The 25298-nt window shown below is 62.1% G+C and carries 25 protein-coding genes and 1 riboswitch; of the genes, 10 read left to right on the top strand and 15 right to left on the bottom strand.

The window, feature by feature from the left end; genetic code table 11:
* Positions 1–30: 30 nt before the first annotated feature.
* The 3 genes from fadD5 to ACN50D_RS14310 all read right to left on the bottom strand — a co-directional run bounded on the left by fadD5 (position 31) and on the right by ACN50D_RS14310 (position 3481).
* Positions 31–1620, bottom strand: coding sequence for a fatty-acid--CoA ligase FadD5 (gene fadD5, locus ACN50D_RS14320; protein WP_064688644.1), 1590 nt, complete (start codon positions 1618–1620; stop codon positions 31–33).
* Positions 1621–1715: 95 nt separating this feature from the next.
* Positions 1716–2495, bottom strand: coding sequence for an enoyl-CoA hydratase (locus tag ACN50D_RS14315; protein ID WP_003945899.1), 780 nt, complete (start codon positions 2493–2495; stop codon positions 1716–1718).
* Positions 2492–3481, bottom strand: coding sequence for an NAD(P)H-dependent flavin oxidoreductase (locus tag ACN50D_RS14310; protein ID WP_211921388.1), 990 nt, complete (start codon positions 3479–3481; stop codon positions 2492–2494). Before ACN50D_RS14310 ends, ACN50D_RS14315 begins: the two co-directional genes overlap by 4 nt.
* 339 nt (positions 3482–3820) lie before the next feature.
* Here ACN50D_RS14310 and ACN50D_RS14305 point away from each other — a divergent pair, with 339 nt between their 5' ends.
* Both ACN50D_RS14305 and ACN50D_RS14300 read left to right on the top strand, forming a co-directional pair.
* Positions 3821–5044, top strand: a complete 1224-nt coding sequence (locus ACN50D_RS14305; RefSeq protein ID WP_233405645.1) for a TetR/AcrR family transcriptional regulator — start codon at positions 3821–3823, stop codon at positions 5042–5044.
* A 98-nt stretch (positions 5045–5142) separates the two neighbouring features.
* Positions 5143–5577, top strand: a complete 435-nt coding sequence (locus ACN50D_RS14300) for an OsmC family protein (protein ID WP_211921390.1) — start codon at positions 5143–5145, stop codon at positions 5575–5577.
* Here the strand turns inward: ACN50D_RS14300 and ACN50D_RS14295 are convergent.
* Both ACN50D_RS14295 and ACN50D_RS14290 read right to left on the bottom strand, forming a co-directional pair.
* Positions 5552–6034, bottom strand: a complete 483-nt coding sequence (locus ACN50D_RS14295) for a hypothetical protein (protein ID WP_064111334.1) — start codon at positions 6032–6034, stop codon at positions 5552–5554. The two genes, ACN50D_RS14300 and ACN50D_RS14295, sit on opposite strands and share 26 nt — an antisense overlap.
* Positions 6031–6546, bottom strand: a complete 516-nt coding sequence (locus ACN50D_RS14290) for a DUF4352 domain-containing protein (protein ID WP_003945701.1) — start codon at positions 6544–6546, stop codon at positions 6031–6033. The genes ACN50D_RS14295 and ACN50D_RS14290 overlap by 4 nt, the downstream gene beginning before the upstream one ends.
* Positions 6547–6570: 24 nt before the next feature.
* On the opposite strand from ACN50D_RS14290, the gene ACN50D_RS14285 reads away from it, so the two are divergent.
* The 3 genes from ACN50D_RS14285 (at position 6571) to ACN50D_RS14275 (ending at position 9344) form a co-directional block, all read left to right on the top strand.
* A complete protein-coding gene (locus tag ACN50D_RS14285; RefSeq protein ID WP_054781748.1) occupies positions 6571–7926 on the top strand; it encodes a sensor histidine kinase in 1356 nt (451 codons plus the stop codon).
* Between the two features lie 48 nt (positions 7927–7974).
* Positions 7975–8628, top strand: a complete 654-nt coding sequence (locus tag ACN50D_RS14280) for a response regulator (RefSeq protein WP_211921392.1) — start codon at positions 7975–7977, stop codon at positions 8626–8628.
* A gap of 86 nt (positions 8629–8714) precedes the next feature.
* Complete coding sequence (locus tag ACN50D_RS14275; RefSeq protein WP_307850470.1) at positions 8715–9344, top strand: DsbA family oxidoreductase; 630 nt, start codon at positions 8715–8717, stop codon at positions 9342–9344.
* Here ACN50D_RS14275 and ACN50D_RS14270 read toward each other — a convergent pair.
* Both ACN50D_RS14270 and ACN50D_RS14265 read right to left on the bottom strand, forming a co-directional pair.
* Complete coding sequence (locus ACN50D_RS14270; protein ID WP_211921619.1) at positions 9323–10591, bottom strand: GAF domain-containing protein; 1269 nt, start codon at positions 10589–10591, stop codon at positions 9323–9325. The two genes, ACN50D_RS14275 and ACN50D_RS14270, sit on opposite strands and share 22 nt — an antisense overlap.
* Positions 10592–10668: 77 nt before the next feature.
* The gene (locus tag ACN50D_RS14265) at positions 10669–11448 is read right to left on the bottom strand and encodes an acetoin reductase (protein ID WP_054826788.1); all 780 of its coding nucleotides are present in this window, start codon (positions 11446–11448) and stop codon (positions 10669–10671) included.
* Positions 11449–11668: 220 nt separating this feature from the next.
* On the opposite strand from ACN50D_RS14265, the gene ACN50D_RS14260 reads away from it, so the two are divergent.
* Both ACN50D_RS14260 and ACN50D_RS14255 read left to right on the top strand, forming a co-directional pair.
* Positions 11669–12814 carry a hypothetical protein gene (locus tag ACN50D_RS14260; protein WP_042451931.1) on the top strand — a complete coding sequence of 382 codons (1146 nt, stop codon included), beginning with the start codon at positions 11669–11671 and terminating at the stop codon, positions 12812–12814.
* 140 nt (positions 12815–12954) lie between these two features.
* Positions 12955–14790 (top strand): flavin-containing monooxygenase, encoded by a 1836-nt coding sequence (locus tag ACN50D_RS14255; protein WP_211921396.1) that lies wholly within the window; start codon positions 12955–12957, stop codon positions 14788–14790.
* A 59-nt stretch (positions 14791–14849) separates the two neighbouring features.
* On the opposite strand, the gene ACN50D_RS14250 is transcribed toward ACN50D_RS14255, so the two are convergent.
* The 3 genes from ACN50D_RS14250 to mhuD all read right to left on the bottom strand — a co-directional run bounded on the left by ACN50D_RS14250 (position 14850) and on the right by mhuD (position 16372).
* Positions 14850–15626: a CbtA family protein gene (locus tag ACN50D_RS14250; protein ID WP_050656740.1), complete on the bottom strand. Its 777-nt coding sequence runs from the start codon at positions 15624–15626 to the stop codon at positions 14850–14852.
* On the bottom strand, positions 15617–15811 hold the full coding sequence (locus ACN50D_RS14245; RefSeq protein WP_003945915.1) for a CbtB domain-containing protein: 195 nt from the start codon (positions 15809–15811) through the stop codon (positions 15617–15619). Before ACN50D_RS14245 ends, ACN50D_RS14250 begins: the two co-directional genes overlap by 10 nt.
* Before the next feature lie 24 nt (positions 15812–15835).
* A riboswitch (cobalamin riboswitch) is annotated at positions 15836–15975 on the bottom strand.
* Positions 15976–16063: 88 nt separating this feature from the next.
* A complete protein-coding gene (gene mhuD, locus ACN50D_RS14240; RefSeq protein WP_007726927.1) occupies positions 16064–16372 on the bottom strand; it encodes a mycobilin-forming heme oxygenase MhuD in 309 nt (102 codons plus the stop codon).
* 45 nt (positions 16373–16417) lie between these two features.
* Here mhuD and ACN50D_RS14235 point away from each other — a divergent pair, with 45 nt between their 5' ends.
* Positions 16418–17155 carry an alpha/beta fold hydrolase gene (locus ACN50D_RS14235; RefSeq protein WP_050656754.1) on the top strand — a complete coding sequence of 246 codons (738 nt, stop codon included), beginning with the start codon at positions 16418–16420 and terminating at the stop codon, positions 17153–17155.
* Here ACN50D_RS14235 and ACN50D_RS14230 read toward each other — a convergent pair.
* Together ACN50D_RS14230 and ACN50D_RS14225 are read right to left on the bottom strand one after the other, a co-directional pair.
* Positions 17140–17565, bottom strand: a complete 426-nt coding sequence (locus ACN50D_RS14230) for an HIT family protein (RefSeq protein WP_003945905.1) — start codon at positions 17563–17565, stop codon at positions 17140–17142. The two genes, ACN50D_RS14235 and ACN50D_RS14230, sit on opposite strands and share 16 nt — an antisense overlap.
* Positions 17566–17603: 38 nt before the next feature.
* A complete protein-coding gene (locus ACN50D_RS14225; protein ID WP_211921398.1) occupies positions 17604–20222 on the bottom strand; it encodes a helix-turn-helix transcriptional regulator in 2619 nt (872 codons plus the stop codon).
* 296 nt (positions 20223–20518) lie between these two features.
* Here ACN50D_RS14225 and ACN50D_RS14220 point away from each other — a divergent pair, with 296 nt between their 5' ends.
* A complete protein-coding gene (locus ACN50D_RS14220) occupies positions 20519–21430 on the top strand; it encodes a hypothetical protein (RefSeq protein WP_050656742.1) in 912 nt (303 codons plus the stop codon).
* Positions 21431–21489: 59 nt separating this feature from the next.
* Entirely contained in the window at positions 21490–22515 is a 1026-nt protein-coding gene (locus ACN50D_RS14215) for a hypothetical protein (RefSeq protein WP_228232434.1), read from the top strand.
* Here the strand turns inward: ACN50D_RS14215 and ACN50D_RS14210 are convergent.
* The 3 genes from ACN50D_RS14210 to ACN50D_RS14200 form a co-directional block, all read right to left on the bottom strand.
* Complete coding sequence (locus ACN50D_RS14210) at positions 22512–23393, bottom strand: A/G-specific adenine glycosylase (RefSeq protein WP_007726916.1); 882 nt, start codon at positions 23391–23393, stop codon at positions 22512–22514. The genes ACN50D_RS14215 and ACN50D_RS14210 overlap by 4 nt on opposite strands.
* 149 nt (positions 23394–23542) lie before the next feature.
* Positions 23543–24907: an MFS transporter gene (locus tag ACN50D_RS14205; RefSeq protein ID WP_042451923.1), complete on the bottom strand. Its 1365-nt coding sequence runs from the start codon at positions 24905–24907 to the stop codon at positions 23543–23545.
* Positions 24908–24932: 25 nt separating this feature from the next.
* The gene (locus ACN50D_RS14200) at positions 24933–25214 is read right to left on the bottom strand and encodes a hypothetical protein (protein ID WP_211921400.1); all 282 of its coding nucleotides are present in this window, start codon (positions 25212–25214) and stop codon (positions 24933–24935) included.
* Positions 25215–25298 lie beyond the last annotated feature (84 nt).

Here is a 25298-nt window from a genome sequence, read left to right as displayed (position 1 = left end):
GCTGGAGGTGCCGCCCGTTTGCGTGTGAAGTCAGGAAACTGCGTCGACCGCTCGAACCTTCTCTCGCAGTTCACCCTTGACGACCTTGCCGCTTGCATTGCGCGGCAGTGCTTCCACGACGACGATGTCCTTCGGGTGCTTGTAGCGCGCGAGACGATCGTTGAGGAAGCTGCTCAGCTCCTCGATGGTCAGGTCCACGGCTGAACCTGGCGCCATCGCGACGATCGCTACCGGCACCTCGCCCCACTTGGCGTCGGGGCGACCGACGACGGCCGCTTCGACGATCAATTCGTGTTCGTAGAGGACGTTTTCCACCTCCGCGCAGTAGATGTTCTCTCCGCCGGAGATGATCATGTCCTTCTTGCGATCCACGACGTAGACGAAGCCTTCGTCGTCGACTCGAACGAGATCGCCGGAGTGGAACCATCCACCGTGGAAGGCGTCAGCGGTGGCGGTGGGATTGTTCCAGTATTCGCTCATCATCGTGGGCCCGCGGTAGACGATTTCACCGATTTCACCGGGTGCCACGTCGTCCATGTTCTCGTCGACGACCCTGGCCGAGATGGTCGGGATGACCCGACCGACGGATCCGAGCTTACGAATCGCATCCTCGCCGTCGAGAACGCAAGTGATGGGCGACATCTCGGTCTGACCGAAGACCGCGACATTGAATGCGTCCGGGAAGGTTTCGGCCATTGCCCGCAGGATCGTATCGGACGACGGTGCGGCGCCCCACGAAATGTTCTTCAGCGACAGTGCTCGAGGTTGCGCCTTCTGTACTGCGCACACGGCCTGCCATTGCACGGGCACGAGGAACAAGCTGGTGACCTTCTCGGCTTCGAGGATGTCGAGTAGTTGACCAGGGTCGAATGCGCCGACCGGATGGATCACCGTGGTCGTGCCGAGTTGCAGGCTCGGCGCTATGGAACCTAGGGCTGCGATGTGGAACATGGGCGACGCGCAGAAGCCGATGGAATCGGCATTGAACAGGTGGAAGGCCCTGATACAGGTCAATGCTTGCGAAGACAGGTTGGAGTGAGAGAGCACCGAGCCCTTGGGGCGACCGGTGGTTCCCGAGGTGTACATGATGAGTGCAGGCGTGTCGTCCGGGATGTCGACGAACGCGTGCGGCTCGCCCTCTTCGCTGATCAAGTCCTCGTAGTTCAGGCTGTCACCCTCGGCGGGGGCGCCTACGGTGATGGAGATGTCGATACCCTCGGACGCGGCTCGCGCAGCTCCGGCCAACGGAGCCAACGGTCCTTCGGCGACAATGACTTTGGAGCCGGAGTCGTTTACCAGATAAGCGACCTCGGGTGGTGTCAGACGGAAGTTCACCGGAACAGCGATGGCGCCCAGTGCGTTGGTCGCGAGCACGACCTCGAGGTATTCGGGGCGGTTGAGCATCAGGATGAGCACGCGGTCGCCGAAGCTGACGCCGCGTCGGGCAAGAGCGTCCGCCAGCTTCTCGACGCGTGCGTCGAGGGTGCTCCAGGTGATGGAATCGCCCAGGAATCGCAGTGCGGTGCGATCGGGAATCATCTGCGCATGCCTGGCGATCTGATTGTTCCAGTTGGTGCGGCGTGAACGCTGCGCCTCGGAGACTGCATCGGTGGAGGCCATCGATGGGTTCCTCTCATGCGTGGGTGATTGTGTGACTCAGGCTACAGTGAGCCGTCGATTCGTACAGTGGTTTTGTTAACGAAAATTCGCAGTGATCACTTGAAGTGGGGCGCGCGTTTCTGCAGCATCGCCATCGCGCCTTCTTTGAAGTCCTCGCCGGTGAGAAGTTCTGCCTGACCGGTATTTTCGAGCTCCAGTGCAGCATCGAGGCGGTCCAATGTCGCCGCATTGAGTGCGCGCTTGGTTAGTTCGAGGGCGCGTCGGGGAGCCTTCGACGTGCGATCGACGACGGAGTCGACGAGTGCGTCGAACGCGTCGTCGGCGACGGTGCGGGACACGAGCCCGAACCGCTCTGCGTCCTCGGCGGAAACTCGCTCGCCCAGCAATGCCATCTCGGCCGCTCGGGCGCGTCCGATCGCTGCCGGTACCAACGCACTGGCGCCGCCGTCGGGCATCAAGCCGATGTTGACGAAGGAGAGGAGGAAATAGGCGCTCGATGCGGCGTACGTCAGGTCCGCGGCTAGAGCGATGGACACGCCGACGCCGGCGGCCGGGCCGTTGACCGCGGCGATCACCGGGACCGGGGCGCTGGTGATGGCGCGAATCAGCGACGTCGCCGCATCCATGACGACTTTCGGGTCTGCGGGGTTGACGGCCGCTGCGGCGAGGTCGGCTCCGGTGCAGAACGCTCGACCGGATCCGGTGATGACGATGGTGCGAACGGCCGGGTCTGCGCCGCCGTCGTGGACGGCAGCTGCGAAAGCAGTCATCGTGGGCAGATCGATCGCGTTCATCCGCTTCGGGCGGTCGAAGGTCAATCGCAGTACACCGTCGGTGATTTCGGAGCGAAAGCCCGTCTCGGCGGTGGCGGTCATGCCGCGCTCACAGCCGTGACGAATCCGGAAAGCCGTGAGGTGATGAGGTGTTCGGCCTCCGAGACCATGCGGTCGATCATGTCGGCGACGGTCGGGATGTCGTTGATCAATCCTTGGCTCTGTCCGGCGGACCAGATGCCTGCATCGAGGTCGCCGTCCTCGAAGACCTTGCGTCCGCGGGCTCCGGCTACCAGATGCTGAATGTCGCTGAACTGCGCGTCGCCACGTGCTTCGATGTCGACGACCTCGGCACTGATCGCATTCGCGGCTACGCGCGCGGTGTTGTGAAGGGTCCGGAAGATCAGCTTGGTGTCGCGTTCAGTATTTGTGACAATCTGCTCTTTAACCGATTGTGCGACAGGGGATTCCACGGTACACATGAAGCGAGTTCCCATGTTGACGCCGTCTGCTCCGAGCGCAAGCGCCGCGACGAGTCCACGTGAATCTGCGATTCCGCCTGAAGCGATCACCGGAATCGTGAGTTGCTGCGTGGCCGCCGGAATCAGAATGAGCCCTGGTATGTCGTCCTCGCCTGGGTGCCCGGCGCATTCGAAGCCGTCGATGCTGACGGCGTCGACGCCCAGTCTCTCGGCCTTGACCGCATGTCGAACTGCAGTGCACTTGTGGATAACCTTCACGTCCGCGTCCTTGAAATGCGGAAGATGATCGATCGGATTGGAACCGGCGGTTTCGACGATCTTGATCCCGGATTCGATGATCGCCTGGCGGTATTCGGCGTACGGCGGCGGCGTGATCGACGGCAGAATAGTGAGATTGACGCCGAAAGGCTTGTCGGTGAGATCGCGGGTTCGAGTAATTTCCTTGACGAGGTCTTCCGGTGTGGGTTGGGTGAGGCCCGTCAAGAACCCGAGGGCGCCGGAATTTGCCGTGGCCGCAACAAGTTCTGCTCGTCCCACCCACATCATGCCCCCTTGCACGATGGGATGGTCAACGCCGAACATTTCGGTGAAGCGAGTGCGAATCATCTGCTCACAACTACTTTCTTACGGTCGGTCATTCGGCATCGAACCCTCTTGCGGGCGAAGAAAACTTCACGCCGCAGGGAACGAGCCCGCCAGCGGACTACGTGCGAGGTTGTGCGAATCGTCACTAACATAACACCGCTGAGAGAGCGGGTGTCAAGACTCTTTTTCCGGAATCCGTCCGCCGCTACAACTGCGTTGTAGGGTTTCGGGTGAAGCAGTACCGCGCGCGAATTGCGACCTTCGCGACGGTTAACATGATCCGTTCGGACTCGCGCCCGTGGAAGTGCGGTGCAGCGGACGAAGGCAGTACAAGAGAAAGCAACGGAAGTGGAGGGTCAGGTGCCCGGACAGACACGCGTCTCCGTGCGTGGCAGCGACCCTGCACCACGGACGCGTCCGAAGAATCGGAAGGCACAAATCGCGGCCGCTGCTGCGGAAGCATTCAGCGAACGTGGCTACCATGCGGTGGGTATCGACGAGATCGCAGCGAAGGTCGGAATTTCCGGTCCGGCCCTCTATCGTCATTTCCCCACGAAATACGCGCTGTTCGTCTACACCGTGAACAACCTGACGCAGGCGTTGTTGGATGCCAGCGATCCAGCTGTGCACGGAAACGAAAATCCACGCGAGCAGTTGAACTCCACGATGGTGGGTGTCATCCGCGCGACGATCGAGAATCGGCGCCGGGGAGGGCTCTACCGATGGGAGGGCAGGTATCTGGTCGACGAGGATCGTGAGCAATTGCGGGTGGGAATGCGCACGCTCAATCTTCGGATCGCCGAGCCGCTGGCAGCGGTTCGTCCGGAACTCGACCCGGCGGATGTAGAACTCATCGCGCCCGCCGTGCTCAGTGTGATCGCCAGTATCACCGGTCATCGATCCGCGTTGTCCGCCAAGCAGATCGAAGCGCTGATTCTTGCGGCATGCTGGTCCGTCATCGGCGTCGAATTGCCCGCTGCCGAGGAGGACGGCGCGAGGGCAGGGGCGTCCGAACGCAAAACAGGCCTCGTACGGACGTCGAAACGCGAAGTGCTGCTTCAGGAAGCAGTGTTGCTGTTCTATCAGCGCGGCTACCACGACGTGAGCATCGAGGAGATCGGTGCCGCGGCGGGTATCAACGCGTCGAGTGTGTATCGGCACTTCGCGAGCAAGGCCGACCTTCTTGCTGCGGCCTTCCACCGTGCGTCCGATCGTCTGACTATGACGTTGGGCTCGGCGTTGGCTGAGTCGGAGACTCCTCTCGCGGCCGTCGAGACGTTGGCGAAGATGTACGTCGAGGTTTCGTTCGGAACCAGCGAACTGTTGGCCGTGTACTTTGCCGAGATCGGCAGTTTGCCGGATCGATCACGGACCGAGTTGCGCAACATTCAGCGTTTGAACGTCGAGGAGTGGGCGCACTTGTGTGTCGAGGCGCGTCCGGAGTTGTCGATCGTCCAAGCGCGGTTTCTCGTCCACGCGGCGCTCGGACTGGTCTTCGACATCGGCCGAATCGTGCACTTTTCCTCGGAGAACTCCGCGCAGGCCCGCGTCGAGAAACTGCTGTCCGCGACGCTCCTCGGGTAGTCCCGCCCGAAACAGTAGGTGTGACTTCACGTATCGCGGGTAGGTTCGTGATCGCAAGGCGTTCACCGAATCATGTGAAGACGGAAGTAGGGACAGCAATGCCAACTCGTACCGCACGCACCGCCTGGAACGGCACCCTCGAGGCCGGATCGGGACAGGTGGAACTCACCAGCTCGGGCGTCGCCACCTTCGACGTGTCGTTCCCCAAGCGCGCAGCTGAGGAGGCCGGCGGAACCACCAGCCCCGAGGAACTCATCGCCGCGGCGCATTCGTCCTGCTACGCGATGCAGTTGTCGGCCCTGATCGCCGAGGCCGGCGGGACCCCCCAGAGCCTCGACATCACCGCGGACGTGGCACTCGGCCCCGACGCGGTCGGATTCAAGCTCACCGGAATCAAGCTCACCGTTCGCGCCGAGGTCGACGGCCTCGACGCCGACGGTTTTGCCAAGGTTGCCCAGGCGGCCAAGGAAACCTGCCCGGTCAGCAAGGCACTGACCGGCGTCGACATCACGTTGGATGCGGCCCTGGACTGATCATCTCGCGCTCGGGCGCCCCCTCCGGCGCCCGAGTGCGGTTGTGTGTGACGACCAGGTAGCTCGCGAACAGGATCGGGAGCACCCACAGGTCCGAGGGATCGCGATAGACCAGGATCGGCAAAAGATCTCCGCGGAATCCTCCTGCGGTCAGGCGGAGAAACCCGATCACCCACTCGTATGCGTCGCCGATCGGCGGTATCACCTTCACGGCGGCGAAGCCGATCCCCGTGACCGCGATGGACCAGGCGATCGCTGCTCGCCCCACCAGACTTCGCCTGAGCACCTCGAGAACCGAGAGCAGAAGCAGGGGAAGCAGGAACACACCGGCGACGTCGGACAGCTTGCCCGTCATCGTGTTCCCGAATGCCCCTTTGAGTACGTGGTCGTTGATCAAGATGACGGCCACCGAGACCAGTGCCCACGGATTCAGCAGCAGATCGCCCGGACGATTCACGACAGGTTGATGGTTGCCGAGCCGGACGAGAACAGATCGCACTTGAACTGAAGGCGCAGACCGGTGGCGGCTTCGGGGACCTCGTACGCCAATTCGCCTCGTTTGGCAGCGCCCGGCGCGAGCTCTCCGTCGACACTCGACGTGCTGCTGTCGGTGAACGTGATGTTGTACGACTTGTTTGCCGAGTCCTGCAGTTCGAAGCACATCATCGACGAGACCGTCGACGGCTTGTCACTGTTGTTGGTGACCTCGGTGTCGACCACGACGTAGCGGTTTCCGGGATCAGCGGTGATGAACTGATTGGTCGAGACGTAGGGATCGACGACGCCGTGTACCTGGACGCGCCAGTCGCCCAGTTCGACGACGTCACCGATTCCGAAGGCGGCCGCAGGTGCGGCGGAAGAACCGTTGTCGTCGACCTTCTTCGCTTCGTCGGTCTCGCCCGAGGCGATGGTTGCGAACAGGGCTGCGCCGACGGCGAGGAGGGCGAGGGGAGTGCGGAGTGATCGCATGATGTGCGCCTTTCGAGAGTTGGTATGGCACAAGTCAACGATGTGAGGACTGCTCACCGCTTCGGTCGAAAGATCGGTCCGCCTCATCCTTTCGGTCGGAGCCTGGCGGTTCGTCCACCCGTTCGGCTGATTCGAGGCGTCGGTGGCGGTGGATACGCTTGCTCGGTGATCACCACCAAAGGAACCGTTGTGCGACGACGCGTATGGACTACCGCCGCTGTCGCGTTCAGCCTTTTCTGTTCCTTCATGACGGTGGGCATCGCAGGCGCGTCGGGAAATATGCCACCGGTATTGGTCGGTATCGGGTTCGTCCTGGGCGTGGCCGGTGGGATATCGCTTGTGTGGCGCCATCAGTATCCCTGGGTGGTTCTGGCGATCACGCTGGTCGGCCCGTTGTTCTTCCCCACCGATGCGACGGCGGCGCTCATCGCATTGTTCGCCGTTGCTCGGATCGCGCGTGGGCCTCGGCTTGCTGCCGCTGCGGCAGCTGTCTTCGTCGCGTGCGGAATTTCGTTGACCTACGACGCTTTTCGCAATCGTGAGTACTCCGTTCTCACGATGGGAACGATGAAACCCAAGGACGGTTCGGCGGTTGTTCAATACGACGTCGCCATCTGGATCCCGTGGCTCGTCGCAGCCGTCATGGTCGGCATCGTCGTGGCGCTCTCGCTCCTGATTCGGACCAGAACCGAACTCGTCGAGGCAGAGCACGTACGGGATCTTGCCACCGAGAAAACAGACGTGATGCGCGACGAGATGATTCGCACCGAGGAACGAACGCGGATCGCGCGCGACATGCACGACACGATCGCGGCCAGTCTGAGCCGGATTTCGTTGTTCGCCGGTGGGTTACAGGTCAGCGCGGCAGACAATCCCGAGAAGGTCGTCAACACCGCTGCGATGATCAGAACCACCGCGCACGAGGCTTTGGACGAATTGAAGGGAATCGTCGGAGTGCTCAGGGGAAGCGGTGATCGCCGCGAACACGGCGGGCACCAGGGGATCGACGCGATCGGCGATCTGGTCAACGGTGCACGCGCCGCGGGCATTCACTGCCGTCTCGAATCGGAGTTGCTCCCGGGTGATGTCGGAATGTTGGCGGGGCACGTCTGTTATCGCGTCGTTCAGGAATCGTTGACCAACGTCCAGAAGTACGCGAGCGACCAGATGCTCGTCATTTCGGTGACCGGGTCGCCGCACGACGGAATTCGTATCCTCGCACGCAACAAGCTGAGCGAGCTTGCACCCATGACGTCGATCGGTTCGCGGTCCGGCCTACGCGGGTTGGCCGAACAGGCAAGAGAAATCGGCGGCAAGGTGGAGGCAGGCGCGCTGGGGGACGATTTCCTCGTCAGTTGCTGGGTGCCCTGGTCGTCGTAACCCTCCCACCCTCTAACTGTCGGGGGCTCTGGGTAATCTGAGCGCACTATGGACGCTGACTCGCGCATCACAGTTTTGATCGTCGACAACGACGCCTGGGTTCGGCGCGGAATGAAGGACATCCTGGAAGCAGCGCCGGACATCGTGGTGGTTGCCGAGGCCGAGGACGGCGATCAGGTCGCAGCCAAAGTCACTCGGTTTCGTCCGCACGTGGTGCTGATGGATCTGAAGATGGCACGGGTCGGTGGCTTGGAGGCCACCCGAGAGTTGATGACCATGAGCAATCCGCCGAAGGTCATTGCGATGACCGCCTTCGACGTCGACGACATGGTCGTGCAGGCGGTCGAGGCGGGCGCGCACAGCTTTCTGAGCAAGGACGCGGCCCCACAGGCGTTCCAGCAGGCAGTACGGGTGGTGGCGTTGGACCACTCGTTGTTCAGCTCCGATTCTCTACGTGCCATCGTGGCCTCGGCGCCGCGTCGGCAAGCACCCGACCTGACTCCCCTCGCTTCGCTCACCGAGCGTGAGCGCGAAGTGCTGACAATCCTGGCGACAGGCGCGGCCAACAGCGTCATCGCGGAGCGGCTGTACCTCGGTGAGACCACCGTCAAGACGCATATCTCCTCGTTGTTCGCCAAGCTCGGTGTGCCCAACCGGGTGAGTGCGTCGTTGATCGCGTTCCGGTGTGGTCTGGTCACGTGATTCTGTGACCTCGTGAGCCGGGACTAATCCCGGCCCTGTTCGTTGTTGCACCTTCGGTGACTGATCAAATCGTGATTGACCAAGACGTGACCATCGAAGTGTGGTCTGACGTCGCTTGTCCGTGGTGCTACATCGGAAAGACCAGGTTCCTTTCGGCTCTGGATCGTTTCGAGAACAAGGACCGCGTCAACGTCATCTGGCGCTCGTACCAGCTCGCTCCGGAGACCCCGGTGGGAGAGGGACGAACCGAACTCGACGCCTTGGTCGAGATGAAGGGGATGGCGCCTGAACAGGTACGTCAGATGTTCGCCCACGTCAGCGCGACGGCAGCCGAGGTCGGCTTGAACTTGGACTTCGACACCGTGATCGCCGCCAACACCTTTGATGCGCACAGGTTGCTGCATCTCGCGGGTGAGCGGCAGAACGAACTCCTCGAAGCGCTGTTCAAAGCGCACTTCAGCGACGGCAAGGTGATCGACGACCGTGAGGTGCTGGTCGAGTTGGCCGTGAGCGTCGGCCTCGACGCCGATGTCGTGCGCGAGCAACTGGGCTCCGATGCCGCAGCCGAGGCTGTTCGCGAAGATCTGTCCATGGCCCGCCAACTGCAGGTCAGCGGCGTTCCGTTCTTCGTCGCCAACCGTGCGGTCGCAGTATCCGGCGCTCAACCCGAAGAGGTGTTTCTGCAGTTGCTCACTCAGGCCTCCGAACCGGCCTGAGTAAGGCGAGCGGCACGAACTGCCGGGGCGTTCGAGAACGGCAACAGATGTGCACCGTCGTCGGGGCAGGAAAGCGTGACGTGCGCTGCATCGACGAACCGGTACGGCTGCGCTGCAACAACTCCGGCAAGGTTCTTGCGCAGACGCGACATCTCGGCCCGCGCGGTCACCGTGCGGGCCGGGTCACCGAAAAGATCCTGCGCCAACCGCGATGCGGTCAGTCCACGCCTCTCGGATCCGAGGAGAAACAGAATCTCCGCATGCCGCTGGGTCGGGGAGTAGGCCCATTCGCCCAACCCCGACGTGACGGTCACCGACATGTTCTCGGAATCGCGCAGATCGATATGCACCGTGGGCGGACTGATTTTCTCGCCGGTGGCGATCGGCCGGACCACCCACCCGCCGGGAAGTGGATCCAGTTCGCACAGACCCAAAGCGGGGAACCACGTCCTGCCGGGAGCCAAAGCCGCGGGGAGCAGCACGCGCGAGCGATGAGGTAGCGCATCGACCGCCGCTACCCAGCCATGAGTATCGATCACCAATGCCGGTGATCCGCTACGAGCAAGCATCGGCCCTGCAACAGAACGCAATTGATCGAGATTGTCCCGATGCTTGTCGCGCAGGTGTGATTGCGCGAGGCGTGCGACGGCGTCGACCAGAGCGAGTGTGGTGGGGTGGACGGTCTTGGCGGGACCACTGATGTCGACGACGCCGATGACACGGTCGTCCCGCGGATCGCGGATGGGTGCCCCCGCGCAGGTCCACGGATGATGGCTGCGCGCATAGTGTTCCGCCGAGAAGATCTGAACCGCCTGTCGTGACACCAATGCCGTTCCGATGGCGTTGGTGCCGACGCTGTCCTCGGCCCAGTTCGCACCCTCGACAAATCCCAGACGCGCAGCTTGGTCCAGTACTCGATGGGACCCGCTGCGCCACAGTACAGTTCCGCGAAGATCTGCGACGACCATGATGTTCTCACCGCTCGCGGTAACCGATTCGAGTCCACGCGTCACGTCGTCGAGCACGTCGTACAGTCCGGACTCACGACGACGGAGATCGAGTTCGGCGACGTCCATGGACGGTTCGACCCGGTTGTGTTCGGGGTCGATACCTAACTCGCGCAGGCGTTGCCACGATTGGCGGACCACGTCCCTGGGGCGGGCCGGTGCGCGGTCTCCGGCCATCGTCGCGTCGTACACCGCGGCGAGGGTCCTCGCGTAGTCGCGAGGATCCTCGCCGGGCGGCATCGCGGGCTCGGGCAACCGCTTTTTCAGCGAAGATACCGTTTTCAGCGAAGACACCGCTTTCAGTGAAGACACCGCGGTCAGCGGTAGACGAGGCCGCCGTCGATGAGACCGGCCTGACCGGTCATGTAGTCGGAATCGGGCCCGGCAAGGTACGAGACGAAACCGGCGACATCGTCGGGGGTTTCAGCTCGACCCAGCGCAATTCCGCCGACGAACTTCTCGTAGGTGGCGCCCTCTGGTGCACCGGTCAATTCGGCGAACCTCTTGTCGATCGTCACCCACATGTCGGTGCCCACGACGCCGGGGCAGTACGCGTTGACGGTGATTCCGTCGGACGCGTATTCCTTGGCTGCAGCCTGAGTGAGGGCCCTGACCGCGAATTTTGTTGCGCTGTAAACACCTAACATGGCGAACCCGTCGTGACCGGCGATGGATGACGCGTTGATGATCTTTCCGCGCTGACCGAGCGCTTGGAACTTTGCTGCTGCAGCTTGAATTCCCCACAGGACACCGTCGACGTTGACGCTCCAGATCTTGGAGACCTCTTCCGGCGTCGCGTCGGAGATCGGGCCGACGAGAGCGATTCCCGCGTTGTTGACGATGACGTCGAATCCGCCCAATTCCTGGTGTGCATGTTCGACGGCTGCGTGAACCCGCGCGCGATCGCTGACGTCGGCGACAAACGTCGTTGCACGACGGCCGATCTGTCTGATCTCGTCGGCAACCGCATCCAGCTTGGTTTGGTCGAGGTCGACCAACGCGATGTCGGCGCCGTCGTGGGCGAGGCGGAGAGCAATTCCGCGTCCGATGCCTTGGCCGGCGCCGGTGACCAGTACTACCTTGCCCGTGATGCTCATGCAGTTTCTCCTCGTAAGCAGTGAACCGGTTGCCTGGGAACCGGTGAGTGATTTGTATGTGACGGCGACCACAATGCGGAAGGGTTGCACCGTGTTGCAATTCCGCAGAATGGGGCAGCGGTTGCAACCCTCGGCAACCCTCCCGGTATCCCGCGCGACGGCTCCATAGTTGCGCCACCACTTCGCGAATCATCCTGCGAGACAATCTGGGAGAGGGCACATGACCGCTACAGTCGACACACCCACGGAACCGGCCACGCCGAGCCGACAACCGTCACGCCGCTGGATCGGGTTCGGGATCGCGAACCTCGTGATCGTTCTCGTGCTGGCCGTGGCGAGTTGGTACCTTCTGGCCGATCCGACCACCAGTCCCTGGAGTTTCTATCCTCTGCCGTTCAACGCGGCGCTTTTCTGGGCAATCCTTTTTGTGGTGTTCATCGGCTTCAATTGCGAGTTCGCCGGCTTCGACCGACTCCCGCAGCCGGCGAAAGGCCTGGCGATCATGGTCGCGACCGCGGTCTTCGCCGTCGTGGTGACGTGGCTCCTGGCAAACGGCTTGGGGAGTTTGTACCCGGATTTCGCGGCCGATCGTGAGGGCGGCCTCGGATATTTCGCGGGTGCGCTGTTCGTGCTCTTCGGCTTCGGGACCTGGGTGATGGTGGTCCTGAACTGGCAGCATTGGCCGTGGACTTCCCTGGGGATGAAGCAGCCGTTGGTGGGTTTGTGTGAGATCGCGTTTGTCGCCGTCCCGACGCTGGCGCTGTACTTCGTGTTCGGTCTGCCGTCCGTGTCGCTGTCCGCCACGGATCCGTTGATGACCGTCGACACCGTGCTCGGGTGGTTCTACTGCGTCGTGGTGGTCGTGATCCTGACTGGCCAGACGCTCGACAACTGGCCGTGGCGACTGTTCGGCGGTGGGGGAAAGACGGCGCTCGCAGCCACGATCGGTAACTTCGCCGTGGGAACCGGCTTGTACTTCGTGGCGCTTCCAGTGGTTAAGGCACTTTTGGGAAGCGATGCCGTTGCCGAGTTGGGTGGTGTGGTCCATCAGTTCCCGGCGCAGCTCGGTGTGTGCTGGGCATTCTGGATGATCTTCTGGGCCAACGCCTTCGGTAACAAACCCACGGGCTTTGCGGACGGGGTCAACCTGGCGATCCGCGCGCTGCTCACGTTTGTGCTCGCGGTGGTCACATTCTTGTTCTATTACCGCTTTGCAGCAGAGCACATTCTTCACGAGCCGGCAGTTGTCGACGGATTACACGGCAATGCACTGGGTTTCGTGGATTGGGCCGTGTTGTGGACGTTGTTCTACGTTGTGGGATTTCAGTCGCTGGGACTCGGCAGATTCAAGCCTGCTGAGGGGTGAGTCGGTTGCCCGCACATCGGTGCGGGTAACCGGTATCGGGCGGCGGCACCGCGCCCGCTGATTGCAACAGACTGCAACGCTTGTGACCGGGGCCACTTATGGGATGTGCTGTGTGTCACATTCACAAACAAGGAGAAGTGATGACGCAAACCATCGATTCCGCAGTCACCCCCGAGGTGAAGTTGACGGCGGTGACACCTCAGGAGCGCGTCGACGCCTGGCTGGCGGATTTCGAGTCGGCCCTCGCGGCTCGTGACATCGAGCGTGTGGCAGGCAAATTCGCACTCGACAGCTTCTGGCGAGACCTGGTGTCGTTCACCTGGAACATCAAGACCGTCGAAGGTCGCGAGCAGATCGCCGACATGCTCTCCGCGCGACTCGACGACACCGACCCTTCGGGATTCCGGACCACCGAGACACCCGACGAAGCAGACGGCGTCACGTCAGCCTGGATCGAGTTCGAGACTGCAACCGGTCGCGCGCACGGGCACCTTCGTTTGAAGGGAGATGAAGGTTGGACCCTGCTGACGTCGCTGCAGGAATTGAAGGGACACGAAGAAGGTAAGGGCACTCGTCGTCCGCGCGGCGCCAAGCATGGGGCAGACCCGAACCGCATCACGTGGGCCGAGCAGAAGGAGATCGAAGACCGCGAACTCGGTTACACCACACAGCCTTACGTCGTGATCGTCGGCGGCGGCCAGGGCGGCATCGCGCTCGGCGCCCGGATGCGTCAGCTCGGAGTACCGGCCATCGTGATCGACAGCCACGAGCGACCCGGCGATCAGTGGCGCGGACGCTACAAGTCCCTGTGCCTGCACGATCCGGTTTGGTACGACCACCTGCCCTACATGCCGTTCCCCGACAACTGGCCGGTGTTCGCGCCCAAGGACAAGATCGGCGACTGGCTCGAGATGTACACCAAGGTCATGGAGGTTCCGTACTGGAATTCCACGACCTGCACCTCGGCGTCGTTCGACGAGAAGACCCAGGAATGGACCGTCGAGGTCAACCGCAACGGCGAGAAGCTGACGTTGCGTCCCAAGCAGTTGGTGATGGCGACGGGTATGTCCGGCAAGGCCAACGTTCCGACGTTCCCCGGGCAGGACAAGTTCCTCGGCGATCAGCACCACTCGAGCAAGCACCCCGGCCCGGATCAGTACGTGGGCAAGAAGGTCGTCGTGATCGGGGCCAACAACTCCTCGCACGACATCTGCGGCGCACTGTGGGAGAACGGTATCGACGTCACGATGGTGCAGCGCAGCTCGACGCACATCGTGAAGTCGGATTCGCTGATGGATTTGGGCTTGGGCGATCTGTACTCGGAGCGAGCACTGGCCGCCGGCATGACGACACACAAGGCGGACCTCACGTTCGGTTCGCTGCCGTACCGGATCATGCACGAGTTCCAGATCCCGGTGTACGACGCAATCCGTGAGCGCGACAAGGATTTCTACGATCGCCTCGAGAAGGCGGGCTTCGAGCACGACTGGGGCGACGACGGTTCGGGCCTGTTCATGAAGTACCTACGCCGTGGCTCGGGCTACTACATCGATGTCGGCGCTGCCGAACTGGTTGCCAATGGAGACATCAAGCTCGCGCACGGCAACATTCGTGAGCTGACCGAGAACAGCGTGATCCTCGAAGACGGTACGGAATTGCCTGCCGACGTGGTGGTCTACGCGACCGGCTACGGCTCGATGAATGGCTGGGTGGCGGATCTGATCGGTCAGGACACCGCCGACAAGGTCGGCAAGGTGTGGGGCCTGGGCTCGAATACCACCAAGGATCCGGGACCGTGGGAAGGCGAGCAGCGCAACATGTGGAAGCCGACGCAGCAGGAAGCGCTGTGGTTCCACGGAGGCAATCTGCACCAGTCGCGCCACTACTCGCTGTACTTGGCGTTGCAATTGAAGGCGCGTTACGAGGGCATCCCGACGCCGGTGTACGGACTGCAAGAAGTGCATCATCTGAGCTGAAACAGAACTGCTGTGCGCCTTTATTAACCGCGGGAGGTTAATAAAGGCGCACAGCAGGTTCAGCGAAGGGCGTACTTCTTTGCTACTTCGGTGTTCTTGGTCGCGCGCTCGGTGAGGAAGGCGAATGCCAACCCGAGTACGAGCCAGAGCGTCGCCTGCGTAGCGAGCGAGGAAAGTCGGAACTCCCACAGCAGAGTTGCCGGGAAGTCCTCGCCCACCTCGTTGATGCCGGGAAGCGAGACGTAACCGATCGCGACGATCACCAGGAACGCAGCCGCCGGAGCAGCGATGCGCACGCTGAGGAACTCGTGCCCGGAAACTGCCTTTGCAGCCGCTGCTGCCGCGGTGACGGACAGCAGTCCGAGAATCACGGCGGCCAGCCACAGCAGTGTGCGCTGGTTGATGGTGTCGGGATCTCCGACGGCCGGCGGATTGGCCGGGTACTTGAAAAAGGGGACAGCCTCGATAGCCAGCCAACCACCGACGGCGATGGTGATCGCCAACAACGGCCCGGACATTCCGGTGAGTCGTCGAGCGTAATTGGCAACGACCGAGAAGATCGCCCCGAGCGCCAGTCCGGCAAGCGCCGTGGCCAGGAACAGCCCGGCGCGCTGCCCGTCGCGGCTCACCAGTGGTTCTTCTTCGTCACCGTGCGAATGCCCAGCGGCTTCGCCGGAAACCTCACCGGTGGCGCTGTTGGCTTCTTCGATCGCAATGGCAGCGTTGACGTGCGGTTCACCCAGCACGAATGCAACTCCGCCGGCAAGGATGCCTGCGATCAGACCAGCCAACAAACCACGAATGAGAAGCTTCGTGAAATTGTCGACTAGTGGCACGGCAGGCCCATCAAGTGTCGACCGTCGTGCATCAATTCATGCATGTACATGCCGGTGCGAGAGATAGCGCCCTGGTCGAATCCGACCAGGTAGAGAGCCAGCATCGCGAACAGAACTACTGCAGCGGCGAGGAAAGCAAGACGAGTCGAATCGATCGACGTATCGGGAGAATAGGCGAGAGCCATCGAAGCCTCCTGGGATTTTCGCGTCCCCTAGGTCCATGCGATGGCCGAAGTGTCTGGCTGTCGAAATTGTCGTGCCGAAAAAGGCACTTCACCTCGAATTACAGTGGCGCGACCGCTCCGGGCTTTCACCGGATTCCTGTCGGACCATCGCGTTTACATGCGAACTTTTGCACTACAGCCCGCACCGTGTCAACGCGTGAAGCCGAGATGACCGTCGATTGTGCCCGCCAAGGCAGGCACAATCGCTCGAGATCAGCTCTTTGCGGCGACGTCCAGGACAACTTCGAATTCGAGCAACGACGCACCCGAAGCGACGGGCTTCGCGCGCTCGCCGGAATGGGCTTCACGGGCGGGGCCGTCACGCCAATCGGCGAACGCCTGCTCGGACTCCCACTGAGTCACCACGAAGTAGCGGCTCTCACCGGCGGTGGGGCGGAGGAGTTGGAATCCGAGAAAGCCCGGGGAGTTCTCGACTGCGTGAGCGCGTGCTGCGAAGCGCTTCTCCAGTTCGGGGCCGGCGCCCTCGGGGACCTCGATTGCATTGATCTTCACGACTGCCATGCAAGCGACATTACCCGCGCACCTTCACCGCGTACCGTGACACTCGTGTTGCATGACGAAGGTGGAACGGGACAACCGATTCTGTTGTTGCACGGCCTCATGGGCAGCTCCCGAACGTGGCGACGCCATGTGCCGTGGATCCGCGAGTTCGGCCACGTCTACACCTTCGACGCTGCCGGTCACGGCAGGCCGGCGCCAGCGGCACTGACTACCGAGGCATTCGTCGAGGACCTGACATCGGCCGTTGCGTCCATCGAGGAGCCGATGATCGTGATCGGTCATTCGATGGGGGCTCTGCATGCGTGGTGCTTCGCCGCCGCGCATCCCGAAAAGGTTTGTGCGCTGGTCCTCGAAGACATGGCCCCGGACTTTCGTGGACGCACCGCTGCGGACTGGGCGCAGATGATCTCGGCGTGGCCGCAGCCGTTTGCTTCCGAGGAGGCGATGAAGGAATTCTTCGGCCCCGTCGCCGGCCAGTACTTTCTCGACTCTTTCGACCGCCGCGACGACGGGTGGTACCTGCACGGCGACGTGTCGACCTTCCGCGACATCTCGGAGGAGTGGGGCACGAGGCATTTCTGGGATCAGTGGAAGGCGATCGAGGTGCCGACCTTGCTGATCGAGGGGGAGTTCACCATCACCCCTGAGGGACAGATGCGAGAGATGGCCGAGAGGCCGGGAACTCGGTACGTATGTATTGCCGATGCAGGCCACCTGGTCCACGACGATCAACCGCAGCGCTATCGCGAAGTGGTGACGGAATTCCTTCACACGGTGAGCTGACTTCGGATCGACGCGCCCACCTGCTCCAGCTCGACGGCTCGCCTGGCGAGGAGTCCAGCAGCGAACTTCGCCTTGTCGCCGCGATGGCGGGGGACGACGTGCAGGTGCGAGTGGAACACGGTTTGGCCCGCGGCACGCCCGTCGTTGACGAGAAAGTTGACTCCGTCAGCGGCGATGTCGCAGCGGCGTAGAGCTCCGGCGATGAGCGTGCCGACGCGGAACATCTCTGCGCCTTCGTGACTTTCGAGAGCATCGAGGTTCTCTGCATGACGCTTGGGGACCACCAGGGTGTGTCCGCGACTCACCGGCCGTGCATCGAGGAATGCGAGAGTTGTCTCGCTCTCGTGAACGAGAATCGCCGGCTCGGTCAGCGCGACGATCTTGCAGAAGACGCAGGAATCGGTGCTCATGCCTACAGAATGTAGTCCGAAATCAGATCCGACCCCGACTACAGCAAGCGCAGTTGGCGTGCCCTCGTGATCGCTTCGTTTCGATTGTGTACGTCGAGCTTCTTGTAGAGAGTGCGCAGTTGAGTCTTGACGGTGTTGACGGACACGTACAGTTTGTCGGCCATCGCAGCCGACCCCATGCCGAGCGCCAGGAGTGAGAGGACTTTCTGTTCGCGTTCGGTCAGCTCCACGATATGTACGAATTCCGGAAAAGATTCCGCAGGAGCCCTTTTCGAGAATTCGGCCAGTGCACGCGATTTCGTTTCGGCCATCGATTCGAGTTTCTCGACGTCCGACGATGCGATGGTCGCGAACGAACGTAGAAGTCCGGTCTGATCCGCGATGCTGCACGCTCTGGACCACTCCTGAGAGGCGAGGCGTGGCTCACCCAGCTCGGAGTGGGCAACCGCTTGCACCAGAAGCGATTCCATCTGTGCCCGCGGATAGGATACGCCAGACCAGTCGAACTGGTGACACAGCGCCACCGCGGCCTCGTTCTGGCCGATCCGCTGACGTAAACGCGCCACCGACGTGAGCGTCCACGGGTTGGCTGCAGGATCGATGATCTCCTTGGCCAGTGCTACGGCATTGTTCCCCTGTCCGAGAGCGAGCAAGAGATCGATCTCTGCGGATTGCAACAGAGGAAGCGCGAAAGATGTAGCCGTGTACTGCTTGGAATGTGCTTCGATCGCATTGTGGAGCAACAGTAGTGCCGCAGTGTGGTCGCCGGAGGTCAAGGCGAATTGGCAATGCGCATAGACGACGAATGCCCACAGTTCCTCGGTGTCGGACGGAAGACCGAGTTCGGTCAATGCGAGACGTGCGTCGTCGAAGTCGAGTGTGTCGAGAGCAGTGAGCGCCCGTGCTGTCAGACCGGCGATCTTGACCACAGGTTCGAGCCAACCGCCGGGGTCCGGATGCTTCTGTTCGAGTTCGGACCAGTGTGTGGCCTGCCGCGGCTCACCAGCCAGCGCCCAATTCAGGGCGGCACTTCCCGCAGAGTTACGAGCGATGAAGTCGACTCCATGAGACAGGGCGCCGTGGTACGCCATTCGAGCCTTGATCGTGGATTCTGTGAACCTGCCGCTCAATTGAAAATTGATCGCCCATTGAAGTCGCATGAGAGGGAGCTGTGCGCTGACCGCTTCCGGGTTGTTCTCCAGCGCACTGCGACTGAGATGAGACAGGCGCCTGGTGGTTTCTGCTGCGAGCCCGTACTCGCCTGCCATCCTGAGCATGATCGATTGAACGCAGGCAATGCTCAAGGCGTCCTTCGCGCCAGATTCAGCGCCGAGAGCCCACAGTTCTGCCGGCGATTCGGGTAGCAAGTCGACTACCGTCGAGCGCTCGCTCGGATGCATCGTGAACAGTGCGCGCCCCGCCTCCACGGCAGAGTGTTTGTCCGCAGCTTCCGCCGGAATCCGTTGGAGAGCAGAGCGAACCGAGTCCAGATTGTGGACGATCATCGTCACCCAGTGTTGCTCGACGATGTCTACTGCCAGGGTCCAGTTCTGTGCCTCGACCGCGTAGTCCAGCGCCGACGCGTGATGACCGTGGTCGAGTCGGTTGTGTGCGAGGAACGAAAGACGTTGCGCCGGATCGACTCCAGCGCGCTTTTGGTGCGCGAGTATCGATCGACGAATGGCGGGAGGCAGCTCCCAGGTTTCTTCGGCTTCGGTCTCGACCCGTGACAACAACCCGGCTGTCTCCAGTATCGCCAGGCGCACGCGAATCTGATGAACGGTCTCGCCATCCTCAGGGTGTTGGGACTCGAACAGCATGGCGGCGATGTCGACGGTGATCGATCGCGCAAAGGCCGTCGCGAGCAGGAACTCGAGTTGTTTCACATGATCAGCGGTCATGAGAACGGATTTGTTCACGTAGTCGTCGATCGCCTGCGCGATGTTCTTCCCGATCATCTGCTCGCGGTTGCGGCTACCCGATGTCTGGACGTCGGGAACGGCGACACGAACCAGCGCTGGCAGCCCACCTGTCAGGGCTGTGATTTGTTCGGCATCACCGTCAGTCGTGTTTACGTCAGCTTGTGCGAGCAAATGGGCGGTATCGGCTCTCGTGAACAACAGCTCACTCGCGCCTATCACCTCGTGGTCCGTGTCGAGCAGGTACGGCTCGGAGAACATGCCGAAGCCCGAGAGCGTGACCACGAGGTCCAGGTTGTGACAGAGGGCGAGGAGTTCGATCAACTGATCGTCCAACTCTGGTTCCGATATCAGATCCGGCCTGATCAGCACGAGCAGCACGGGGCGGCTGAGGGCGTTCAGGGATTTGGCGACAGCGGTGAAAGGATCGGCGAGATCGTCGACGTCGGGCAGTGCGATTCCGGCAGCGTGGATTCGATCGAGGACAACGGCCCAGAAATCTTCGAGTGTCGACGAGGGCCGTGGGGCCGAGACCCAGACGAGTATTCGTTCGGATGCCAAATGGGCGCGCAGCCACGATGCGATCAACGACGATTTCCCGTGGCCGTTCGGTGCACGGACGATTGTCAGCGCGGCACGTCGGTCAAGTTTGTCGAAGAGCGCTTGCCGGGGAATCGACGTCGCGAGGGTGCGCCTTTCGGGAATAGCTGCCCAGTCGTGGCCGTCCATCCCGAACATCAGCGCGGACCCTTTCTGCTTTCGCGCCCCGCAATGATTGAAGAGTTTGGGCGGATTGTCTCGATCCAACTATCTACAGGGAGGAGCGTAGCTGGTGCGAATCCAGAGCGTGCCATCCCGGGCAATTCACCCGGGAATTCACCCCGGCTGAGAGAAGTTCACCCACACAATCACGCCGTCACCATTGGCTTTCGAGTCCCTCGAGCGACTTCTATTGAACGTAGCTCGGGATTCGCCAAATGTGGCCGCGAGCGCCTGTCGGAGGCCCGAGAGAGTCAGACATCGAAAGGAGCGTCGTGAGAACTCGTCTGTCAGAGGTGCGGTCGAAGGCCGTTGTCGTCGGACTCCGGCCGAGAGCGTGGCGCCGAGGAGTGCGAGGTATCGGCATAGTTGTCGTGACCGGAGCTCTGGTGGTCGGCGCTGCTGCGCTCGGCTTGCTGCCGATGCAGTCGGATGTTCGATTGGCGGCCGAGGGAGAGTTCGTGCCTCCCTTCACCGTCGAGCTGACGGCGATTGACGGTGCACCGCCCTTCGATCCCGCTGACGGTCCAGGGCTCGATTCGGGACCGTCCAACGGCATTGTCCGAGAGGGTGATCCGGTGACGTATGTCATCGACATCGGTGTCCGGGGCAACCCGCTCGCCGACGTGGTCGTGCAACTTCCGGTGCCTCGAGGTTTCGTTCTGCCGTCCGTGCCTGACTACTGCGAAGACGGCTCGGGTGTCGACGAGGTCGGATTACATTGCCTGATAGGCAATCTGGACGCGGACCGGTACTTCACCCGAACGGCGACGATGACTGCGGGAAAGCGGGAAGACGCCGACGGTCTACCGATCGCTGCACTGGTCACCGCAGATCGGGGGGCGGTTCGCGTGCGGTCGGGCGATGTCACGGTGCGGGTGGCGACCACCCCGGGAGTGTGTGATCCGTACGGGATTTCTGTTGGTGGTCAGAGAAGCCAGTGGGCTGCTGTCTCGGCAGATGGACGAATCTCAGGTCTGGTGACATCGGGCATCTCGGAGGCGGTGGTGATCGACGGCGTCGATCAATGCGGGCACGCGACAGCGCGGACGGTGAAACCGTTCGAGGGTCACTTCTCGTTTGTCGGACTGCTACCGGGGACGTATCGCGTCACGGTCGACGGCCGAGCGCCGGTGGAAGTGGTGCTGGAACCAGGTGCAATGGCGGTCGGTGGCCTGACGTTCTGATACAGCTTCGCAGGAATGGCAACACTCGTAACAGTCAGTAGCAGTCAATGGAGGATCCAGTGCGTGAAAGCCTGGGCGTTGTATTCGAAAATCAGTCAATTTCAACAGCTCTCGTAGATGCAGACACACCCCTTCTGGGCTCGATCGACGAGTTCCGTCACCCCTGGGGTGCAGACGGGACTGTTCCCTCTCCGCAAGCGTCGGCGCGCGCACTCGCCTCCGCGGCCGAGGTCGCCACCGGTCGAGCCCTGCGCTCGAATCTGTGCCCCACCGTCGTCGGAGTGATGTGCGAGCGTGCGGACGTGCGCGAACATGTCTCGGATTCGTTGTCCTCCAGTCCTTTCGAGAACATCGAGTTGGTCAACGGTCTCGACGCACGGCTTGCCTACCTGCGGACGGTCGACGCTCTCATTGGTGTTTCGCCGATTCTCGCGTTCTGGCCGGACGGCAGTGAGACCGTGATCGCGGCCGTCGACCCGAGAGCAGGCGTCGTGGACTCGGCGCATCGTTACGACACGGCCGAGTTGCTTGCGGACAGCTCGACATTTGCTGCGACATTGGACCTCCTCGTCGCCGAACGAGACCCTGTGCCCAAGATGCTCGTCGCGATGCTCGTGAAGGAAGACTCTCGGCGGCCGTCCGCGGAAGCCGCTGAACTGGCAGGTCTCGGCTTCCTGTTTCTCGGCGAGCGGACCCAACTGGCGATAGGGGCTGCGCTGGTAGCGGCCGATCGCGGAAGCGAAGTTCGGTCCGGTGGCGGCATGGCTGCCCGGCCCGTCAACAGGGTCCGGTGGGCGGCGGCAATAGTACTGCCGCTTCTACTCATGTTGACGGGGTTGCTGATCGCGCTGTCCCCAGACGGGTCGCGCGCGGTGTCCACGGATAGCCCGAACATCGGCGCCGAGTCGGCGACCTCCACCAGCGGGCCCCCGCCCGGCGCTGCCCTACAGATTCCGACACTTGCGCCTTGCGATCCAGTGGTGCCTGCCGTTCCTGCTGTACTTCGGCGTTCTGATCCGGAAGTCGCACCGCTCCAGACCGACGAACCCACAGCCGAAGAATGCACCCCGCTGCGAGTCGGCTAAGCCGTACCCTCTCCGGCCAGCGCAAACAGGCCGTCGTCGGTCTGCTCGACCAGTCCGTCGACCAGCAGTGAATGCAACGCACGGTCACGCTGACCCGGATCGGCCGGCCAGACGATGTCGAGTTGCGCGCGCTCGACCGGACGGTGACTCTCGCGAAGAACGGCCATCAATTTTCCACGAACCTGGCGATCTGTGCCCGCGAACTTCTGCACCTTCTTGGGTGGTCCGGTGTGTGCCGGTTTGCCCGAAGCGACCCACGCGCAGTTCGGCAAAGGGCAGTTCTCGCAGTTCGGGTTCCGCGCCGTGCAGATCAGTGCACCGAGTTCCATGAGAGCTGCGCTGTAGGTGGCGGCGCGCGCACGCGTCCTCGGCAGCAGCGCCGCCACGTCGGCGAGGTCTCGCGTGTTGGACGGGTTCCCGGGTTCCGCATTGCCGTGGACGGCTCGCGCAACTACGCGTCGTACGTTGGTGTCCACCACAGGCACTCGCTGTCCGTAGGCGAAACACGCGACGGCGCGGGCGGTGTACGAACCGATTCCCGGTAGCGAGAGCAAGGTATCGACGTCTTCCGGGACCACGTCACCGTGCTCGGCAGCCAGGACGCCCGCGCATTCGTGTAACCGCAGCGCGCGTCGTGGATAACCGAGTTTGCCCCACGCGCGAAGCACCTCTGCCTGGCTCGACGCTGCCATCGCCGACGGCACCGGCCAGCGCTCGACCCACTCTTCCCAGATTGGCGCAACGCGCACCACCGGCGTCTGCTGGAGCATGATCTCGCTCATCAGGATCTGCCAGGCACTGACGCCCTCGCGTCGCCACGGCAGGTCGCGAGCCGTCTCGGAGTACCACTTCAGCAGCACCGAAGATTCCACTGCCACTGCTACCGACACACTCCTCGAACCTGTGCTCCTGGTCGACGAAGGACACGTCGACTTGTGGACGCCACTTTATCGGCAGTCGCCGACAGTGATTTCTCGTACCCGAAAACCTGGGGTGAGTGGCATCGAGACCACTCACCCCAGGTTGATCATGATGCGTACTGAGCGTTCGCGGTCTCCACACGGGTGCTTGCGACGGTCGGCGAGGTTCCGGAGTATCGGCGAATGATCACGTAGAGGCAGATCAATCCGATAGCACCGGCAGCGGCGAGGAAGGAACCGACCTTCCATGCGTTGTCCGGATTTCCGTTGATCAGCATCACCATGATCATCGGCGCGAAACCTCCGATGATTGCGGAGATCTGATAACCGAGTGAAGCGCCGGAGAATCGAATCTCCGGTGGGAACAGTTCAGCGAATAGTGTTCCCTGCGTGCCAGTTTGGAGGGACATTGCTACTACGCCGACGATAACCGCGACGGCAAACGGCCAGATCGTGTCCGGGCTGGATCCACCGATCATCAGCCACATCGGGATACCCCAGAGCATCATGGCTGCGGTGCCGAGGCCGAAGACCAGTTTGCGACCGTAGAGGTCGGACAGATATCCCGCCAGCGGAACCAGGGGAATCTGTATTGCACATGCGATCAGGATGTAGGTGAGGACCGTCGACCGCGGTATTTCCAGGTAGGTGGTCGCGAACTGAACCGAACCGGTGATCATCGTGTAGAAGAAGATCACGCCGATGGCATTGGCGCCTGCTGCAGCGAGGACTGTGCCTGGATTCTTCTTGAGCACTTCGAGAATGGGGGACTTCCGAACGACCGGAGATTCGGCGAGTTTTTCTGCGAGTGCCTTGAACTCGGGGGTTTCTTCGAGATAGCGATGGATGAGGAATGCCACTGGAAGCATGACCAAGCTGATCCAGAACGGGATCCTCCATCCCCAGGAGAGGAACGAATCAGCCGCAAGAGTTGCTGTCAGGACCAGGAACACGATATTGCCCAGCACCACACCGATCGGAACACCGAGTTGGGCGAAGCTGCCGAAGAGCCCGCGGCGGTCCGCCGGTGCGTTCTCGGTGGCCAGCAATACGGCCCCGCCCCACTGTGCTCCCACGGCCAAGCCCTGGCAGATTCGCAGCGTCACGAGGATGGCCGGGGCAAGCCACACGACATTGGTGTTGGGGACGAAACCAACCAAGGAGGTTGCCACCGCCATGAGGACCACGGCGGCAACGAGCACCGGCTTTCGGCCGTACCGGTCACCGAAATGACCGGCGAGCACACCACCGATAGGACGGGCGATGAATCCGACTGCGACGGTGGCAAACGAACTCATTGCAGCGACCACCTCGCTGTCGGTGGCGAAGAACGTCGAGTTGAACACGAGCGCGGCGGCAGTCGCGTAGATGAAGAAGTCGTACCACTCCAGGGAAGTGGAGATAGCGGCTGCAAAGGACGCGCGCCGAGATCTGCCCGGGCGCTCCACCGCAGATTCGGTGTTGTTGGTCATCGCGATTCGCTCTCTGTGGGGTCGTTCAGTTGAGTTCGGTCAGGACGTGAGTTGCGGCAAGTTGGGTGTGCGGCCGACGACGAGCTTGTCCCGAGCGCCGGCACCAGACGGAATCGTGCTCGCCGGGTATTGGGTCGAAAGGTGGTGACGCAATATCCAAGTGCGAGTGGGTTCTTCGATACGAGAAGTCATATCTCGCCGCCATTGCCGTACCGGAGGCGCTCGCAAAGTCGGGTGGCGAAGGTGACCACGTCGAGGCCGCCGGCGACGTGTGCAGCGTCATCTCGGGCAATGCGGAGGTGGTCATGTGGCCCGCACTCCTTCGTTCCGAATTTGCCAAACGATCGTTCGGCTGCGAGTCATCATTGACCTAGCGATCGTTAAATGTCAA

The sequence above is a fragment of the Rhodococcus sp. SB1D genome (assembly GCF_048573875.1).
Taxonomy (GTDB): domain Bacteria; phylum Actinomycetota; class Actinomycetes; order Mycobacteriales; family Mycobacteriaceae; genus Rhodococcus_F; species Rhodococcus_F qingshengii.
This window is presented reverse-complemented; position numbering and strand designations above follow the sequence as displayed.

Coding starts and splice junctions, on each gene's coding strand:
- ACN50D_RS14285 (WP_054781748.1), top strand. CDS start 6,571: ATGGCACAAGTCAACGATGTGAGGACTGCTCACCGCTTCGGTCGAAAG.
- ACN50D_RS14280 (WP_211921392.1), top strand. CDS start 7,975: ATGGACGCTGACTCGCGCATCACAGTTTTGATCGTCGACAACGACGCC.
- ACN50D_RS14245 (WP_003945915.1), bottom strand. CDS start 15,811: ATGGCTCTCGCCTATTCTCCCGATACGTCGATCGATTCGACTCGTCTT.
- mhuD (WP_007726927.1), bottom strand. CDS start 16,372: ATGGCAGTCGTGAAGATCAATGCAATCGAGGTCCCCGAGGGCGCCGGC.
- ACN50D_RS14200 (WP_211921400.1), bottom strand. CDS start 25,214: ATGACCACCTCCGCATTGCCCGAGATGACGCTGCACACGTCGCCGGCG.
- ACN50D_RS14255 (WP_211921396.1), top strand. CDS start 12,955: ATGACGCAAACCATCGATTCCGCAGTCACCCCCGAGGTGAAGTTGACG.
- ACN50D_RS14300 (WP_211921390.1), top strand. CDS start 5,143: ATGCCAACTCGTACCGCACGCACCGCCTGGAACGGCACCCTCGAGGCC.
- ACN50D_RS14225 (WP_211921398.1), bottom strand. CDS start 20,222: ATGTTCGGGATGGACGGCCACGACTGGGCAGCTATTCCCGAAAGGCGC.
- ACN50D_RS14310 (WP_211921388.1), bottom strand. CDS start 3,481: ATGATTCGCACTCGCTTCACCGAAATGTTCGGCGTTGACCATCCCATC.
- ACN50D_RS14270 (WP_211921619.1), bottom strand. CDS start 10,591: ATGCCGCCCGGCGAGGATCCTCGCGACTACGCGAGGACCCTCGCCGCG.
- fadD5 (WP_064688644.1), bottom strand. CDS start 1,620: ATGGCCTCCACCGATGCAGTCTCCGAGGCGCAGCGTTCACGCCGCACC.
- ACN50D_RS14290 (WP_003945701.1), bottom strand. CDS start 6,546: ATGCGATCACTCCGCACTCCCCTCGCCCTCCTCGCCGTCGGCGCAGCC.
- ACN50D_RS14265 (WP_054826788.1), bottom strand. CDS start 11,448: ATGAGCATCACGGGCAAGGTAGTACTGGTCACCGGCGCCGGCCAAGGC.
- ACN50D_RS14315 (WP_003945899.1), bottom strand. CDS start 2,495: ATGACCGCCACCGCCGAGACGGGCTTTCGCTCCGAAATCACCGACGGT.
- ACN50D_RS14205 (WP_042451923.1), bottom strand. CDS start 24,907: ATGACCAACAACACCGAATCTGCGGTGGAGCGCCCGGGCAGATCTCGG.
- ACN50D_RS14260 (WP_042451931.1), top strand. CDS start 11,669: ATGACCGCTACAGTCGACACACCCACGGAACCGGCCACGCCGAGCCGA.
- ACN50D_RS14230 (WP_003945905.1), bottom strand. CDS start 17,565: ATGAGCACCGATTCCTGCGTCTTCTGCAAGATCGTCGCGCTGACCGAG.